This window comes from Pontibacter burrus (genome assembly GCF_010686685.1).
Classification (GTDB): domain Bacteria; phylum Bacteroidota; class Bacteroidia; order Cytophagales; family Hymenobacteraceae; genus Pontibacter; species Pontibacter burrus.
Genome location: NZ_JAAGWD010000003.1, coordinates 467,678 through 485,785, shown reverse-complemented (window position 1 = coordinate 485,785; position 18,108 = coordinate 467,678). Strand labels below are relative to the sequence as shown.

General features: G+C 46.6%; 12 protein-coding genes and 1 tRNA gene. 5 read left to right on the top strand and 8 right to left on the bottom strand.

Features of this window, described 5'->3' with window-relative positions; all coding sequences use genetic code 11:
• Positions 1-76: 76 nt before the first annotated feature.
• From trxB to GXP69_RS09475, 6 genes are all read right to left on the bottom strand, one after another.
• On the bottom strand, positions 77-1,015 hold the full coding sequence (gene trxB, locus GXP69_RS09500; protein ID WP_163914723.1) for a thioredoxin-disulfide reductase: 939 nt from the start codon (positions 1,013-1,015) through the stop codon (positions 77-79).
• A gap of 140 nt (positions 1,016-1,155) precedes the next feature.
• Complete coding sequence (locus GXP69_RS09495; RefSeq protein ID WP_163914721.1) at positions 1,156-2,019, bottom strand: sigma-70 family RNA polymerase sigma factor; 864 nt, start codon at positions 2,017-2,019, stop codon at positions 1,156-1,158.
• A gap of 189 nt (positions 2,020-2,208) precedes the next feature.
• Positions 2,209-4,347 (bottom strand): polyribonucleotide nucleotidyltransferase, encoded by a 2,139-nt coding sequence (gene pnp / locus GXP69_RS09490; RefSeq protein ID WP_163914719.1) that lies wholly within the window; start codon positions 4,345-4,347, stop codon positions 2,209-2,211.
• A 136-nt stretch (positions 4,348-4,483) separates the two neighbouring features.
• Positions 4,484-4,759, bottom strand: coding sequence for a 30S ribosomal protein S15 (rpsO, locus tag GXP69_RS09485; protein WP_163914718.1), 276 nt, complete (start codon positions 4,757-4,759; stop codon positions 4,484-4,486).
• 191 nt (positions 4,760-4,950) lie between these two features.
• Positions 4,951-6,366, bottom strand: a complete 1,416-nt coding sequence (locus GXP69_RS09480) for an LptF/LptG family permease (protein WP_163914717.1) — start codon at positions 6,364-6,366, stop codon at positions 4,951-4,953.
• A 105-nt stretch (positions 6,367-6,471) separates the two neighbouring features.
• Positions 6,472-6,876 carry an START-like domain-containing protein gene (locus GXP69_RS09475; protein WP_163914716.1) on the bottom strand — a complete coding sequence of 135 codons (405 nt, stop codon included), beginning with the start codon at positions 6,874-6,876 and terminating at the stop codon, positions 6,472-6,474.
• 135 nt (positions 6,877-7,011) lie between these two features.
• On the opposite strand from GXP69_RS09475, the gene GXP69_RS09470 reads away from it, so the two are divergent.
• Positions 7,012-7,085, top strand: a tRNA-Met gene (locus GXP69_RS09470).
• 137 nt (positions 7,086-7,222) lie between these two features.
• Here GXP69_RS09470 and GXP69_RS09465 read toward each other — a convergent pair.
• Together GXP69_RS09465 and GXP69_RS09460 are read right to left on the bottom strand one after the other, a co-directional pair.
• On the bottom strand, positions 7,223-7,681 hold the full coding sequence (locus GXP69_RS09465; RefSeq protein ID WP_163914715.1) for a YybH family protein: 459 nt from the start codon (positions 7,679-7,681) through the stop codon (positions 7,223-7,225).
• A 112-nt stretch (positions 7,682-7,793) separates the two neighbouring features.
• Positions 7,794-8,327: a glycine zipper domain-containing protein gene (locus tag GXP69_RS09460; RefSeq protein WP_163914714.1), complete on the bottom strand. Its 534-nt coding sequence runs from the start codon at positions 8,325-8,327 to the stop codon at positions 7,794-7,796.
• 154 nt (positions 8,328-8,481) lie between these two features.
• Between GXP69_RS09460 and GXP69_RS09455 the strand changes: the two genes are divergently transcribed.
• The 4 genes from GXP69_RS09455 to GXP69_RS09440 are packed head-to-tail and all read left to right on the top strand — an operon-like array spanning position 8,482 to position 18,037.
• Entirely contained in the window at positions 8,482-13,902 is a 5,421-nt protein-coding gene (locus GXP69_RS09455) for an alpha-2-macroglobulin family protein (protein WP_163914713.1), read from the top strand.
• 39 nt (positions 13,903-13,941) lie between these two features.
• Positions 13,942-16,287, top strand: coding sequence for a penicillin-binding protein 1C (pbpC, locus tag GXP69_RS09450; protein ID WP_163914712.1), 2,346 nt, complete (start codon positions 13,942-13,944; stop codon positions 16,285-16,287).
• Positions 16,288-16,334: 47 nt separating this feature from the next.
• Positions 16,335-17,474 (top strand): putative sensor domain DACNV-containing protein, encoded by a 1,140-nt coding sequence (locus GXP69_RS09445; RefSeq protein ID WP_163914710.1) that lies wholly within the window; start codon positions 16,335-16,337, stop codon positions 17,472-17,474.
• A 44-nt stretch (positions 17,475-17,518) separates the two neighbouring features.
• On the top strand, positions 17,519-18,037 hold the full coding sequence (locus GXP69_RS09440) for a GreA/GreB family elongation factor (protein WP_163914708.1): 519 nt from the start codon (positions 17,519-17,521) through the stop codon (positions 18,035-18,037).
• Positions 18,038-18,108 lie beyond the last annotated feature (71 nt).

The window sequence follows — 18,108 nt, the reverse complement described above, 5'->3', positions numbered from 1 at the left end:
ATGCCAATTTTATTGTAACTATCCAAACAACCCGATGTAAAATCAATTGCAGGTGCGGGAATAGTCTTTACTTTTATTAATGCAAATTATTGGCCGCCAGGTAACGCTCGGCGTCAAGTGCAGCCATGCAACCCGTACCAGCTGCTGTTACCGCCTGGCGGTAAGTAAAGTCCTGCACATCTCCACAGGCAAATACACCATCAATGTTTGTTTTAGATGTTCCTGGTATGGTACGGATATAGCCGTTCTCATCCAAGTTGAGGTAATCTTTGAAGATATCAGAGTTAGGCTGATGGCCAATGGCAACAAAGAAGCCGCTAACATCAAGATCTTTGGTCTCGTTGGTAAGTACGTTACGCACTCTTACGCCTTCTACAACCTGATCTCCTAAAACTTCTTCAGTCACCGAATTCCAAAGAACCTCAATATTTGGGGTGCGCTTTACGCGTTCCTGCATAATAGTAGAAGCACGCATCTGATCACGACGCACGATCATATACACTTTACGGCAAAGGTTAGCAAGATATGTTGCCTCTTCAGCTGCTGTATCGCCGGCACCAACTATAGCCACATCCTGTCCTCTGTAAAAGAAGCCATCGCAAACAGCACATGCCGAAACACCTTGTCCGTTCAAACGCGCTTCTGACTCCAGTCCCAGCCATTTAGCTGATGCACCTGTTGAAATGATTACAGTATCAGCTTCAATAACTTTCTGATCGTCTATCGTAACGCGGTGCGGCTGACCTGAAAAATCTACAGCTGTAGCAATACCATAGCGAACGTCAGTGCCAAAGCGCTCAGCCTGGCGCTTAAAGTCTTCCATCATCTGTGGGCCATTGATCCCATCCGGGTAGCCTGGATAATTCTCTACGTCGTTTGTAATGGTTAGCTGGCCACCTGGCTGTAGGCCCTGGTATAAAACCGGTTGAAGCCCTGCTCTAGATGCATAAATAGCTGCCGTATAGCCGGCAGGACCTGAACCTATAATGAGGCATTTTACTCTTTCTATTTCCATGAAATCTGATGCAATATATTTTGGATGCAAGTATACAAAATTTCTACTCCTTTGCCCGCATCCAACGGCATAAATAGGCCATATAACGACAGAAGCCCCGGATTTGCGGCCGGGGCTTCTGTATATCCAATGTTATCAGCTTAACCTAAATATGGTTTAAGCGCTTTGCTTCTGGATGTATGGCGCAATCTTCGGATAGCTTTTTCTTTGATCTGGCGCACACGCTCACGTGTCAGGTTGAACTTCTCTCCTATTTCTTCCAGCGTCAGAGAATGCTCTCCGTTCAAACCAAAGTAAAGTGTAATTACATCGGCTTCGCGCTTGGTAAGTGTAGAAAGTGCACGTTGAACTTCCTTGCGTAGTGAATCATTCATCAGGCCTGTATCCGGAGATTCTTCATCTTCGTTCTCCAATACGTCGAGTAGGCGGTTTTCTTCACCCTGCACAAACGGTGCATCTACCGACACATGGCGACCTGAGATTTTAAGCGTATCAACTACTTCTGCAGTTGTTAGCTCCAGTACTTCAGCAATTTCTTCCGGCGATGGCTCACGTTCAAACTTCTGCTCCAGTTCCGAGAAAGACTTCGAGATCTTATTCAACGAACCAACACGGTTAAGTGGTAAACGCACAATACGCGACTGCTCAGCCAAAGCCTGCAGAATGGACTGGCGGATCCACCAAACGGCGTAAGAGATAAATTTAAAACCTCTGGTTTCGTCGAAACGTTTTGCAGCTTTGATCAGACCTAGGTTACCTTCATTAATAAGGTCGCCCAGCGATAAGCCCTGGTTCTGGTACTGCTTCGCAACAGACACCACGAAACGCAGGTTAGCTTTCGTTAGCTTCTCAAGTGCAAACTGATCTCCTTCTTTGATTCTCTGCGCCAACAACACCTCCTCATCCGGTGTAAGCAGATCAACTTTACCAATCTCCTGTAAATATTTATCAAGCGACTGGCTTTCGCGGTTCGTGATCTGTTTGCTTATCTTGAGTTGTCTCATCAGAGTATATAATTAATGCAATAATGTGAAATTTTCTATTCGGGCTCGGTGTGGTAACATCAGAAAATCGCGCAAAGTTCTTACATATTACGAATAAAATCAAGAACCTGTACGCGTTACCCAAAAAAATAAAAGCTCCTGGTACCGTTACAGAGAACTGCACGGCACCAGGACTTTAAAATATGATTACTAGTTTTGCTTAGGAGCTTCCGGTTTTGGAAGTGTAGCTTTGCGGGACAGCTTGAATTTACCTGTCTTCTTGTCTACATCGATCAGCTTTACTTTTACTTCCTCGCCTACTTCCAGCACGCCTTCCATTGTCTCAACACGCTCGTGTTTGATCTCAGAAATGTGCAGCAGACCATCTTTACCCGGCATAAATTCTACGAAGGCACCGTAAGGCTGAATAGACTTAACTTTACCAAAGTAAACTTCACCGATCTCAGGCTGAGCAACTATAGCTTTAATCTTGCTAACCGCGCTGTTCATAGAATCCTGGTTGCTGGCAAAGATATTTACATGGCCCTTCTCATTCTTTTCTTCGATAATGATCGTAGCACCAGTATCTTTCTGGATTTGCTGGATTACTTTACCACCTGGTCCGATTACAGCACCAATAAATTCTTTATCGATCACCATGTTGAATGAGCGTGGAGTATGCGGCTTATAGTCAGGGTTTGCATTTGTAAGCGTTTTGCTCATCTCGTTCAGGATATGCAGACGGCCGGCCTTAGCCTGCTCCAATGCCTGCGACAGCACCTCGTAAGATAAACCCTGCACTTTAATGTCCATCTGGCAAGCTGTGATACCATCTTTGGTACCTGCAACTTTAAAGTCCATATCACCCAGGTGATCTTCATCGCCCAGGATATCAGAAAGAACAGCAAATTTACCAGTATTCAGATCTGTGATCAGACCCATGGCGATACCAGAAACGCCGCCTTTAACCGGTACACCGGCATCCATCAGTGCAAGCGAGCCTGCACAAACAGTAGCCATAGATGATGAACCGTTAGACTCCAGAATATCAGAAACAACACGGATTGTGTATGGGTTCTCTGCATCCGGTGGAAGCACTTTCTTCAGCGCTCTCAGCGCCAGGTTACCATGACCGATTTCACGACGGCCAGGGCCTCTGTTAGGCTTCACTTCACCGGTAGAGAACGCCGGGAAGTTATAGTGTAATAAGAATTTATTAGAACCTGATACCATGGCGCTGTCGATCATCTGCTCATCCAGCTTAGTACCTAAGGTTACAGTAGTCAATGATTGCGTTTCGCCACGCGTAAAGATAGCAGAACCGTGTGTTGCTGGCAGGTAATTAACTTCAGACCAGATCGGACGGATTTCGTCCAATTGACGTCCATCAAGGCGCACACGCTCATCCAGAATCATATTACGCACAGCGTCCTTCTCCACATCATGGTAGTAAGTTCTGATCAGACCTTCGTCGTAACCATGCTCTTCACCAAGCGATGCGATAAATTCATTCAGTACAGCCGCAAAACCTTCTTTACGCTCAGATTTGTTAGCGCTGCCACGCTTAGCAACAGCATAAGCTTTATCATAAGTGGCGCTATATACTTTCTGGCGAAGCTCATCGTCGTGCGTCTCATGCGAGTATTCACGCTTCTGTAGTTTACCCACCATTTCAGCAAGCTCCAGCTGTGCTTGGCACTGAATTTTAATAGCGTCGTGAGCAAATTTAATCGCTTCCAGCATTTCTGCTTCAGAAACTTCACTCATTTCGCCTTCAACCATCACCACGCTGTCCATAGAAGCACCAACCATCATATCGATATCGGCACGCTGCAGGTCAGAAGTGCTTGGATTAATTACAAAATGGCCATCTATGCGGGCAACACGCACCTCAGAAATAGGGCCATTGAAAGGTATATCAGATACAGCCAGTGCAGCAGAAGCAGCCAAAGCAGCCAGAGCATCCGGCATGATCTCCGTATCAGCAGAGATCAGGTGTATCGTCATTTGTGTTTCAGCATGATAATCTTCCGGGAACAGCGGACGTAGTACACGGTCTACCAGGCGGGAAACAAGAATTTCATAATCAGAAAGGCGGGCTTCTCTCTTAAGGAAACCACCAGGGATTTTACCGGATGAAGCGAACTTCTCCTGGTAGTCTACAGAAAGTGGCAGGAAATCTACCCCTTCGCGGGCTTCTTTATTGGAAACAACAGCTGCAAGCAGCATCGTGTTTCCCATTTTTACCACAACAGAGCCGTCGGCTTGTTTGGCTAATTTACCAGTTTCAATTTGGATCTCCCGGCCATCCGGAAGAAAGATTGTTTTGTTAATCGCGTTTACAGACATCTTCAATTATTTTTTACATCAAAAAACAGGGCTGCCGTTTGCGGCCACTGTCAGGGTACTGGCAAAAAAACGGGGTGTTATAAAAAAGACTAGGGAATCCCTTTGTATGAATTCCCTAGCGCTCAATATTATTTGCTTATTTACGGATACCCAGCTCGCTGATAATAGCTCTGTATCTTTCGATATCGTTTTTCTGAAGGTAGTTAAGCAATCTTCTTCTTTTACCTACCAGTTTCAGAAGGCCCAGACGAGTGCTGAAGTCTTTTTGGTGTGTCTTCAGGTGCTCAGTCAGATCCGAGATACGCGTTGTAAACAGGGCGATCTGTGACTCCGCAGAACCAGTATCGGTTTTAGACTTTGCCAGGCCGTGTTTTTCGAAAATTTCTTGTTTCGCTTCAGTAGTTAATTTCATTTCGTATAAAATATCAATCTGTTTTTATCTATAGAGATTGCTGTATAAGCCGCAAAGATATAGAATTTTATTATAATCAAAAACTATTTTCTAGGGTTTGAGTCGTTTATAGTTGATTTATTGAATGCTTGACAACTATAGTATAAGTCAGTTTATGCCCCTTATCGTCAATAGCATCAACTCACTTCTGCCTATATTTTACTGCGTCGTAGTCGGGCCATTATTTTACGCCATAAATCAAATTCCAGCAGACTGGAGTCGTGACGTGCCTGGTAAAGGAAAAACAAACCAATTGGCAGCAGGATGGCATTGGATGCCCACATACCTACCGGCACCGGCACCAGGCTCTCTCGTGCCCACTTCTCCCCCAGAATCGAGAGCACATACATGATTATGAAAAAGATAATGGAGATAATAACTGGAACACCGAGACCACCCTTTTTGATGATAGCGCCCAGCGGTGCCCCAATCAGGAACATGATCAGGATGCTTGCAGACTGGGTGTACTTTTTCCAGATCTCAATCTCGAAGTTGTTAGCTTCGCGTATGGTGCTGTTTAACCGCTCAATGTAGCCTGTTGTATAGTTCTTAATATTACGGGCCTTATTCTTAGCCATTACGTAGGTTGTAGCGACAGGCTCCGGAAGCTGTTTATCAAATTCCTCGTTTATCCGTGCGCGGCCACTGTATTTTGCTTTGGTTGTATCCACACTCAGGTACATATAGAATGGATCTACGTTCGCAATAAACCTGGAATGTTCGTTTCCGGCCTGCGTATGCAACGAGTCTGTAATAAAATCCAGCTCCGAGATGTTTTTCATCATCTTGTTGTCTGCAAAATATTCTTCGCGTGTGCGGCTTAGGTTAAAGGAAGCCAGACTGAACATGAGCTTACTTTCACCAAAACGTTGCCTTACAAATTGTTCGCTTGAACCCTGAAAAGCACCTGAATTCTGGTTCACATAAATACTGCCCTTAAAAAGCTCCAGCACCAGATAATTATCGTTACTGGCTGTATACATACGCCCGGAATCGGCCAGTATAACCCGTGTATTGTTACCACCCTGTGTGTGGTCATAGATCATCACATCGCGCACGTTTCCGTCATCGCCCAGCTTCTCGTTTATCTTGATACTATACCCTGGAATACCGTTGTAAAATGCCCCTTCCTTAAAGTTCATCGTCGGTTTGGTCTGCCTGATGTCCCATAGCAAACTATAAGCTTTAAGGTTAGCGCGTGGCACCACATAGTTGTTAAAGAAGAAGGCACTGATTGCTAGCACTACGGAAAAAATAAGAACAGGACGTAAAATACGTGGAAGCGCAATGCCTGATGTTTTAATGGCCGTAAGTTCATGGTGCTCCCCCAGCGTACCGAAAGTCATGAGGGCAGATAGCAGTACCGCAAGCGGCAGCGCGACAGGAGCCATGTTCAGGCTGAAGTAAAAGAGTAGCTCACCAAAAATGGCAGCACCCAAATCTTTCCCTACCAGTTCATCAAGGTACTTAAGCATATACTGCGTAAGCAGGATAAACTCAACTACAGCAAAAGTTAATACGAAAGGGCCGATAAACGACCTTAAAATAAGCTTATCTAGTTTCTTCATTAAGAGCAAATAAACCACCACGGCTTTGCCTGCGCAATGGGCTTATAGTTTAACACACATCCCCCAAAAAACGTGCAAAGATACGCAGCGGAATAAGACAGCGCGCTACCCTCCTACTATTTCTCTTAATTTCTGCATCAGGTGGTCCCACAACTCGGCCAACTCTTCCACATCATTTTCTTCAGAATAGTCTGTTACTTTCAGAAACTGCTCTTGCGTTAGCTCACTTGTCTCAATAGAGAAGTCGATATAAGAGGCATCTGATACATGGTTTCTGTTTTCGTCCAGGAACATGAAACGTACAGAGCGGTTTAAGCGATAGTTTGTGAGCTCAGCATAGTGGTTGCTGCCATCCCACAAAAAATTAAACACTTTGTTCTCCTCCACCACTACATCATCGCAGAACCACTGCACAAGGCCGCCGGCCGTACTCAGGTATGGATATAAAATTTTAGCGGAAGCATTTATCGCGTACTCTTCAACAAATTTTGTTTTAGTAGACTTAATCATAGTTAGAATGGTAAGTGACTGAGTAAGTATAGTGTTATTTTTTGATTCTATTAATATATCGAAAATAAAATATTTTTTTTCTGACGAAGGTATTGTGCGGTATTAAAACTTTTACCTACATTTGCACCACAATTCGGCGGGGTAGCTCAGATGGTTAGAGCGCAGGATTCATAACCCTGAGGTCGGCAGTTCGATTCTGCTCCCCGCTACAACAAAAGCCTGCTGGTTAATTCCGGCAGGCTTTTTTGCTTTAAAACAGTCCAATATTACTAAATTAAAAAGCACAGGCTGCCGTTGTAAAACATGGCAGCCTGTGCTTTTTACAGATTAATTTTATAGTTAAGACTTAGCGAAGTTTTACCTGCACTGGTAAGTCCTCTAACTGTGCATAGCTTAGTTTCCAGGTACCGTCTTCTGCTTTCTTCCAGAGTAACATAAAGTTACCTTCCCCTTCGCCACCTGGCTGACCCGGAGCGTCTGGGAGAACATCTACGGTAAATGTACCTGCTTCGTAGGCAATGTCTCCTGAAATGCCGGAGCTAATCGTTCTCAGGCGCAGGTCGTCAATCGTTTTGATGGTTTCGTTTACCCACTTGTCCATTACTTCGGATTTGCCCCGAAAATGAATCTCGCCCTGCACAAAGTCCACATCATCGGCCATCATGTCTTCCAGCTTATTTTCGTCCCGGTCGTTCCAGGCATCAATAAATGCACGGTTAAGCTCCTGTACTTCTTTTATATCCGGGGCTTTGCTACATGATACCAGCAGAAACCCCATTACCAGCATTGTTATTAAAGATCTCATACATTCAGAATTTAGTGTATAATAAATACAAGATGTTTTTTTTCGCCTTATACGGCTATAAAAAAAACCAGACAAAGCAGCCTGGTTTTTTTATAGTTAAGAGTAAAATATTTTACCAGCTCTTTCTTCTATACTCAGAAGTATGGTACGGCTTGTCAGTATCGCCAAAGTGTGGGTTTGGCAGGAACATGTTACCAGCCAGGTACTCGAAAGAGTTAGCATTTGCTGCAAAAGCATTTTCTTGTGTGCTCGCAACCAAGGCATTAGCAGCAGGTGCCGCAACAGCAGGCGTTACTGCTTTCTTAGCTTTAGGTGCAGAGGCCATACGGGCATTAGCAGCCCTGTTAGCAGCGGCAGCACGGTTAGCAGCAGCAATTCTTTCAGCTTCTTCTTTCTTCTGCTTGTTATCTATGGCTTTACCGATACCGTAACCAGCAGCGCCACCAACAACACCACCTACTACACCACCAACCACTCTATTACGCTTATGGATGATTGCACCGGCACCTGCGCCAGCAGCAGTACCAATTACAGCACCTTTAGCCTGTGGGCTCCAGCCTTTACGTTCTTTGGTCTGAGCAGTTGCGCTCAACGACACTGCAACCAACAACACTAGGCAAAGAGCAAAACTGATTAACTTTTTCATGACTTTCATTCTTTAAGTTGAAAACATTATACGCAACTGTAGAGGGTAGTTACAATTCGCGTGCCATAATTTTAAACCCGAATTTGATTTTCTTTTTTTATACAAATATTTTCTACCTTTAAGTAAGTTACAGGCCCTTTATCCCCGCTTTCTGATGAAAAAATCCCTGAAGTACTTACTAAAGGCATACTCGCTGTTAAGTATAATAGCCTTTACCGCTGCCTGCAACCGCCCGAGTGATGAACTATACCTCGAAAGCCGGAATTTTGAACAACAGATAGCACAGGAACAGAACCTGGTATTTAAATTTAATAAAGATCTCGTCTCAGACTCCTTACTGAATCAATGGGATACGATACCTTATATCAGCATCAGGCCGGCAGTGCCCGGCCAGTTTAAATGGACTGCCCCCGATGAATTAGTGTTCTCCCCTTCTAGGCCTTTTGCACCAAGTACAAACTACCAGGCCGAGTTAACAGATAAACTGCTGCTTCATACTGGCAGCAACTATAAGATACCCAGCGGACAGGGCTTTACCTTTCATACGCCTTACCTGGCGCTTACTAAAACCAACTCTTACTGGACACTGAACGAGAATAATCCAACAGAACTGGAAGCAAACCTGCAGCTTTACTTTAACTATCCGGTTAACCTGCCGTCGCTTCGTGAGGCCTTGCAAGTGTTCCAGAACAATACCGAAGTACCGGCAGAACTTGTAAGCAGTAACCGCGAGAGCATAACGATAAAACTGAAAGGGCTGCGCCAGGAAACAGATAATGCGGTGCCGGTTCGGCTAACAATAGCCAAGGGCTTGCGCATGCCCGGCAGCACATACCAGACCACCCAAACTATAGAACGCCAAATAGAACTGCCAAGTCGCAGGCAGATGCAGATCACAGAAGTTGCCACCGCATATGAAGAAGGCCAGGAACGCATCTATGTATTCACCACACAACCAGTTACGAATGCAGACCTGCACAGCCTGCTAACGATAGAACCACGCAGAACCTTTACAGTAGAACGGCTGGATAACGGCCTGGTGCTGCAAGGTAATTTTTCGGGTCAGGAGAACTATACACTAACTATAGACGGAAAACTGGCCGGAGTAGCAGGTAAGGAAATGGGAAAGAGCTACAGGCATCCGGTAACATTTAACACGCTGCAGCCTACCGTAGCTTTTGCAAACCCCAGAAGCATTTACCTGAGCAGCAAAGGCTCCCGCGACATTGCTCTGAACCTGGTGCAGGTGCCACGCATTAAGGTCAGCATTGGCAAAGTTTACGAGAACAACATGCTGCGCTACCTGCAGGAAGGCAAACACTACGACGGCTATTACGACCAGGAAGCAGAAGAATATTACGAGAGTTACTACTACGATGTGAACGACAACAACGGAAACATCATTTTTGAGCGGGAATACGACACCAAAAGCCTGCGCAAGCAGGGCAGCAACCGCCTGCTCCACCTAGACCTCGATGACTTGGATTTTGACAGCCAGTTTAAAGGCCTATATGTAATTACAGTGACCAGTACAGAAAAGAGCTGGCTGAAAGATTCCAAGATCGTGTCTGTTTCTGATATAGGACTGATAGCTAAGCAGGGTAAGAACGATGTGGTTGTGTTTGCAAACTCTATCCGCGATGCTACTACCTTGCCCGGTGTTGAGATCCGTTTTATCAGTACCAATAACCAGGTTATTCATAAAGCTACTACTGATAAGGATGGCGTAGCAAGGTTCAGTAACATAGATAAAGTCGCTCCGGATTTTAAAATGGGCCTGATAACAGCGCGACTGGAACACGACTTTAACTACATGCCTTACAGCCAGACACAGGTCAATACTTCACGTTTTGATGTAGGTGGAAAACGCTTAGGACAGTTGGAGTATGAAGCTTACATCTACGGCGACCGCGACCTCTACCGCCCTGGCGATACGGTGCATGTCAACACCATTATCCGGACAACCAACTGGGAAACTATAGCCGGCCTGCCTGTTAAGCTAAAACTGCTGCTGCCTAATGGCAAAGAGTACCGCAGCATTAAGTCAAAACTGAACCAGCAAGGCGCCACTACTGCTGATTTTGTGTTAGGCACCGCTGCCGTTACAGGCACCTATACGATAGAGGTGTATTCCGGCAACGACGTGCTGCTAAACGCTCATAAAATTGGTGTGGAAGAATTCATGCCGGATCGCCTGAAGGTTACTGCTATCCTTAACAAATCATCTTACATACCAGGCGATAAACTTATAGTTGATTTAACAGCGCAAAACCTGTTTGGCCCACCGGCAGCAAACCGTAATTACGAAGTACAGCTCAACCTTAAAAAGAAAGCATTTTCCCCAAAAAACTACCCGGACTATACTTTCGATATCAACACCTCGGGTGCGGTAGACATACAAAGCAGCGTGCGCCAGGGAGAAACCAACGAACAGGGTAAGGGCCAGGAAACTTTCCAATTGACAGACTATAAAGATGTTGGGTTACTGGACGGTTCGGTTTATACTACTGTTTTTGATGAATCCGGCAGACCGGTTAACAGGCTGAGCAAGTTTGATGTAAGCACGCAACAGGTGTATTTCGGTATCCGGACCTTTGATGCTTATGTGAGCACCAGAAAGCAAATGCACATTCCGCTCCTTGCCCTGAATCGCGATGGTAAACCAGTAGCCGCTACAGCACAGGTGCAACTAGTGCGCTACACCTACGAATCAGTAATAGAGCGATATTCCGACAACTATAACTATAAATCGCAGCGCAAAGAAAATGTGGTGCTCAGCAAACAGGTTAATGTGCCAGCTGGCGGAGCAAACTTCAGCTTTACCCCTGTTTCGTCGGGTGAGTATGAGCTGCGTATAATGCGGCCCGGAGCCTATAATTATGTGGCGCAGGAGTTTTACGCCTATGGCTGGGGCGATACCGAAAGCACCTCGTTTGCTGTTAATACCGAGGGCGAAGTAGACATAACTATCGACAAAGAAACCTATGCGGTTGGCGATAAGGCAAAAATACTGTTTAAATCACCATTTGCTGGCAAAATTCTGGTAACCGTAGAGCAGGACCAGGTACTTAGCTATTATTATCTTAAAACTGATAAAAAAGCCGCTTCGCTTACGTTGCCTATAGTTAGCGAGCACCTGCCTACTGTCTACATCACGGCTACCGCATTGCGCCAAGTTAAGGACAACCGTATGCCTTTAACTATAGCTCGCGGCTTTAAACCGCTACAGGTTACATCATCAGAAACAAAACTTGCCGTAGCAATTACAGCACCTGATGTATCACGCTCGGGCAGGCAACAGCAGGTGAAGATCAAAACCGTTCCGAACGCCGAAGTTACGCTGGCTGTAGTAGACGAGGGCATCCTGCAACTCAAAGACTATAAAACGCCTAACCCGCATGGGTACTTTTACCAGAAACGCGCCTTGGCTACTGAAGCTTATGACCTGTACCCTTACCTGTTTCCGGAGTTGGCAGGTAGGTCGAGTGTAGGCGGTGATGGCTATGACCTGGAGAAGCGCATCAATCCGCTTACATCCAAGCGCGTTAAGCTAGTGTCATTATGGAGCGAGCATCTGAAAACGAATGGAAATGGTGAAGCTATAGTTAAAGTAAAGATACCTGAGTTTTCTGGCTCGCTGCGGGTTATGGCAGTAGCTTATAAAGGAAAATCATTTGGTTCTGCAGAGAAAATGATGCGGGTTTCTGATCCGGTGGTCATCAGTACGGCGCTGCCGCGTTTTGTTAGCCCGGGAGATACGATGCTGGTACCGGTAACATTAACCAATACAACGGCCAATACCGCAACGGCCAGCAGCAGCATTACCGTTACAGGCCCGCTCCGCCTGGTAGGCACAGCTGCTCAATCAGTAACTATAAAACCGAACGCTGAGGCCCGTGTAAACTATAAAGTAGTGGCAGCATCCAATATAGGCCAGGCTAAAGTTATCGTTACGACCAATGCACTCGGCGAAAAATTCAGTAACACCACCGACATCACCGTTCGCCCGACTGCGCCGCTTGCCAAAGTAACCGAAGCCGGGACTATAAAAGATGGTGCCACAAAAGAGATCAGGCTTAACCATGACTTTATCCCTTCATCGGTATCCTCTAAACTAATCGTCAGTAATTCGCCACTGGCACAGTTTACCGACGATATAACCTTCCTACTGCGCTATCCGCATGGTTGCCTGGAGCAGACCACATCCACGGCCTTCCCGCTGCTTTATTATACCGACCTGGCCCGCTCGCTGCAGCAAACACAGCAGAATAGGACCTACAACCCGGCTTACCTGGTGCAGGAAGCAATTACAAAGATTGAGCTCACGCAGCAGTACGATGGCGGATTTACCTACTGGCCCGGCGCCGAAAATACCGACTGGTGGAGCAGTGCCTATGCCACACACTTCTTACTGGAAGCCAGAAAAGCAGGCTACCCGGTAACACAACAGGTATTGGACAAGGCGCTGACCTACCTGCAACGCAAAGTAAAAGGCAAAGGCATGGAAGAATACCGCTACTATAACGCAAGCCGACAGGTGCAAAGCAAATACATCGCTTCGCGCGAGACAGCTTACTCACTTTATGTGCTAACTATAGCCGGCAAACCCGATTGGGCAACGATGAACTACTATAAAGCAAAGCCGGAGCTGCTCTCACTGGATAGCCGCTACCTGCTGGCCAGCACATACGCCCTGAACGGAAGGCGAGAAAGCTTTAACCAAGTACTACCCCGCTCCTTCTCCGGCGAAACGTCTGTTCGGGCATTGGATGGCAGTTTTTACTCTCCAATGCGCGACATGGCCATATCGCTGAACGGGTTGATTGAAGCTGATCCGGAGAACCCGCAGGTTGCCACGCTTGCAAGGCATTTATCTGAAGAGCTCCGATCTAACCGGTGGTACAACACACAGGAACGCGCTTTTGCTTTGATGGCGCTTGGCAAACTGGCTAGCCGCAATGCAGGTAACAGCACGCTACAGGTTTTACAGAACGGTAAAGTAATTGGCACATACCAGGATAGGGATTTGGTTTTACAGGATAAGATTAAGTCAGGCGCGATTACGTTACGCAGCTCCGGCAAGGGTACGCTATATTACTTCTGGGAAGCGGAAGGTATAAGCCAGAGCGGCAACTATAAACAAGAAGACAACTATATGCAGGTGCGCCGCAACTTTTTTACCCGTGACGGTAAGGAAATAACCAGCAACTCAGTAAAGCAAAATGACCTGGTTATAGTTAGAATAGCCCTGCAGTCGCTGGACGGAAGAACGATACCGAACGTAGCTATAACCGACATGCTTCCTGCAGCTTTCGAAATTGAGAACCCGCGCCTGATGACCGAACGTGAGTTCAGTTGGATACAGAAACAACAACCTGCATTGCCTGACTACATCGACATCCGGGACGACCGCATCAACATTTATGCAACAGCACAACCAAAGCAGCAATACTTCTTTTACCAAGTACGTGCAGTATCGAAAGGTACCTTTAAGCTGGGGCCTGTAGGTGCCGATGCCATGTACAATGCCGAATACCATAGTTACCACGGCGCCGGCACAGTTAAAGTGAGATGAGATTACATTGAGTTTGAGTACTGAGACACCTATAGTTTGATGCGTCTTTTGCTACATTCGTTTAAACTTCCTAAGCTCTCAATAGCCATAAAAAGGCGTTGGTTTGGTTTCGCGTTTGTACTGCTGACGCCTATAGTTGCTTTCTTAGTTCTTAACTGGCTTTATCCCTTAACTATAAATGTCTCTTATTCTCCGGTAATCACGGCTTCTGATGGCAGTGAGATCAATGCTTTCCTGAGCAAGGATGATAAATGGCGTATGCGATTGGAGCCCGACGAGCTGAATCCGGTGCTGAAAAAAGCCGTGCTACTGAAAGAGGACCGTTATTTCTACTATCATCCGGGAGTAAATCCTGCAGCAATCGTCAGGGCGGCTTATTATAACCTCATAACAGGTAAAACCACGTCGGGGGCATCCACTATAACCATGCAGGTAGCCAGGCTGCTGTATCCTCAAAAACGCACCTACCGCAACAAAGCCATCGAGATTTTTAGGGCGCTGCAACTGGAGCTGAACTATAGCAAAGACGAGATCCTGCAACTATACTTAAACCTGGTACCTTTTGGTGGCAACATCGAAGGCGTTAAAGCAGCGTCTGTCCTGTTCTTCCACCAATCGCCAAATCAACTAAGTCTGGCCCAGGCCGTTACGTTAACCGTTATCCCGAATAAGCCATCGTCGTTACGCATCGGTGGGCAAAATGCGCTTATAGTTGCATTCCGGAACAAGTGGCTAAATTACTATAAAAGAGAAAAAGCTTTTCCGGCGGATGCATTGGAAGATGCACTACAGGAACCTTTGGAAGCCACCCGGCTTGAGGCCCCCAAAGTTGCCCCGCATTTTGCCTACCGCATGTTCCGCAACTATAGAAATCAGCCGAACATTAAAACAACGCTTAACCGGCGGATACAGGAAAAAGTAGAGCAACTGGCCTACAACTACATGCAGCGCCTGCGTTACCAGAATATCCATAATGCAGCCGTACTGGTCATCAATAATCAAACAAAAGCAGTGGAAGCCTACCTGGGTTCTGCAGACTTTTCTGATGCAGCACATGGCGGGCAGGTAGATGGCGTACGGGCCATCCGCTCGCCTGGCAGCACGCTTAAGCCCTTTCTTTATGCTACTGCTATTGATAAAGGATTGATCACACCTAAAACCATTATCAGTGATGTGCCGGTTGACTATGCTGGTTACCGGCCCCAGAACTATTTCGGCAACTATAACGGCAACGTAACGATAGAACATGCGCTGGCCACTTCGCTGAATATACCGGCTGTAAAGTTGCTGGATCAGGTAGGCGTGCACACCTTTGTAAAAAAACTGCAGCAGGCTGAGTTCTCGGAAATGAAGCGGAACGGCAACGAGCTTGGACTGTCGCTGATACTGGGCGGTTGTGGCGTTACCCTGGAAGAACTTACGGCGCTTTATGCAGCGCTGGCTAACAACGGCAACTATAGCCCGGTCCGGTTTCTGCAGCAGGATACAACTATAGTCCAGAAGCAAGTTTTCTCCCCGGCATCGGCATACATGTTAAACCAGATCCTAACGCAGCTATTGCGACCCGATCTGCCGCATAACGCACAAAACAGTGCCCATTTACCTAAAATAGCCTGGAAAACCGGCACTTCGTATGGCAGGCGCGACGCCTGGAGCATTGGCTACAACAAAAACTATACGGTAGGTGTGTGGGTAGGCAACTTTTCAGGGGAAGGCGTTCCGGAACTTAACGGCACCGATTCGGCCACACCACTGTTGTTCGATATTTTTAATGCCATAGACTATAACAGCCCCAACAACTGGTTTTCGCCCCCTGAATCAGTAGCGAACCGTGCAGTTTGTACTGCAACAGGGGCACCGGCTAACAGCTTTTGCTCCGATCTGGTAATGGATACATTTATTCCGGGCATTTCACGTGTATCTAAATGTTCACACCTGAAAAAAGTAGCGGTTTCTGTGGATGAAAAGTACGCCTATTGTACCACCTGCCAGCCGGAAACCGGCGTGCTGCAAAAGTGGTATCCGAATCTTGCCCCAGAGATCTTGAGCTTTTATAACGCAGAGCATATCCCGTACCAGCGTATTCCCGGTCATAACCCTGCTTGCAGCCGCATTTTCCAGGAATTTGCACCAGTTATCACATCGCCTGCATCCGAAATGGAATACATTTTAGAACGGGAAGAAAAACAAAAGCTCATGTTGTACGCTAACGCACACAACGAAGTAAAGCAGGTTTACTGGTACATCAACGATAAATTTCTGAAAGTCGCCCCAGCCAGCGAACAGGTGTTTTTTGAGCCAACACGAGCCGGTAAGTATAAAATCTCCTGCACCGACGACCAGGGCCGTAATACCAACAGTTACATTACCGTGCAGTTTCTGTAACAACTATAGTTGGCTATACTTGTTTTTCAGCAAACCGTACTATCAGCATGACGCATAAAACTACGTACCAGGCCGCCCAGACTGTAGCCCAAACTATAGAACAGCACTTTGTTTCGCATTTGTCTGCTGCGCGCTCAGCCAGTGACAAAACGCTTGCACCTGCGCCCACTGCCAGACAAATAGAGAAACTGATTGATACAGCTTTCTGGGCCAGCTTACAGCGTGAGGAAGGCCACATTATTAAAATATCGCTGGCTTTTCTACCACCCGATCTGGCTGACCAACCGGTTCTGTTTCAGCAGCGCCTGCCATTAAAACCAGCTATACTTACAAAGCTTGCCCCTGGAGTTGAACGGCCAGGCATACATACCGGCGTATGGCAGGAAGATGGCGAACTATACATCTGGGGTACCACGCGCGCTATACCAAGCTTAAGCTTTGTGGTGGATGTATCGGAACCAGGTTTGCTGGTTATAAAACACCGGCGGCTGGAAGGCTTTGGTAAGTATGCCAACGTTGCCGTGCTGCAGGGCGACCAGATTAAGTTTATAGACGAGAAAAGTGTCATAATAGAGGATTGCCCTGGTATTCTGACTTCTCTGCTTGATTTTAACACCCCACTAAAGGACATAGCCGCCAATGTGCTGGTGCAGCTGGCGGTATCAATGCGGGCGCATAAGCGTGGTGGTTCCCTGCTGATTGTTCCTTCTGGAACTGATAACTGGCAGCGTTCTATCATCAAACCAATGCTTTATGCCATTACAAATTCGGTAACCGGGCTTGCCCAACTGGTAGCGCATGAGGAGGAAGAAAAAGCTAACGGCACCTGGTTTGAGGCTTTAAAAAGAGAAGTGGATGCACTCGCCGGCTTAACTGCCATCGATGGCGCTACAATTATTACGAACAACTATAACCTGCTGGCTTTTGGTGCTAAAATCGGAAGAGCTACTGGCAGCAAGCCTGTAGATGAGCTGCTTCTGACAGAACCTATAGTTGGAAATGAAGAAAAGCAAGTACACCCTGCTCAGATTGGTGGCACACGACATTTATCAGTCGCCCAGTTTGTACACGATCAGCGCGATGCCCTTGGGTTGGTCGCGTCTCAGGACGGGCGTTTTACAATCTTCTCGTGGACGCAGCACAGGCAAATGGTACATGCCCACCTGATAGATACACTGCTGCTATAGTTTATAGTTTGTAACTCGCTTTTACAGGCTGCGTTCTTAGTGGCATGAGCAGAGCATTTGTAAAAGAAGACGACTCCGGGGAAGCCCCGATCATTCCGCCCAGGGCTGCGTTGCCTGCTGGGGTAAACAACTATGTAACGCCCCGCGGGCTGGAGCTATTACGCAACGAGCTTACCGAACTGGAAGCAGAACGCAGCCAGGCAGAAGCAAACCGTGAAAACGAAGCCGAAAGAACCCGCCAGTTAACGATACTGAATGGCAGAATTGCGGCGCTCACCTCCCGAATAGCTACTGCAAAAGTAATTGATACAAAAGATCAGCCTGCAGACCAGGTTCGCTTCGGGGCTACCGTAACCCTGGAAACTATAAAGGGGAAACATCCCGGCAAACACCGAACCTTTACTATAGTTGGAGTGGACGAAGCATCTGTAGAAGAAGGCCTTATTGCCTTTGTGGCTCCTATTGCGCGGGCAGTAACAGGCGCCAAAGCCGGACAGACGCTAACTATAAAATTAGGCCGTGATGAAGAAACCGTGAAAGTAACAAACATCAGTTACGTTTAAACCAGTACTACATAAAAAAGCGCTGGTTCTACCTCCCTAATCTGAGTAGAACCAGCGCTTTTATAGTTTAG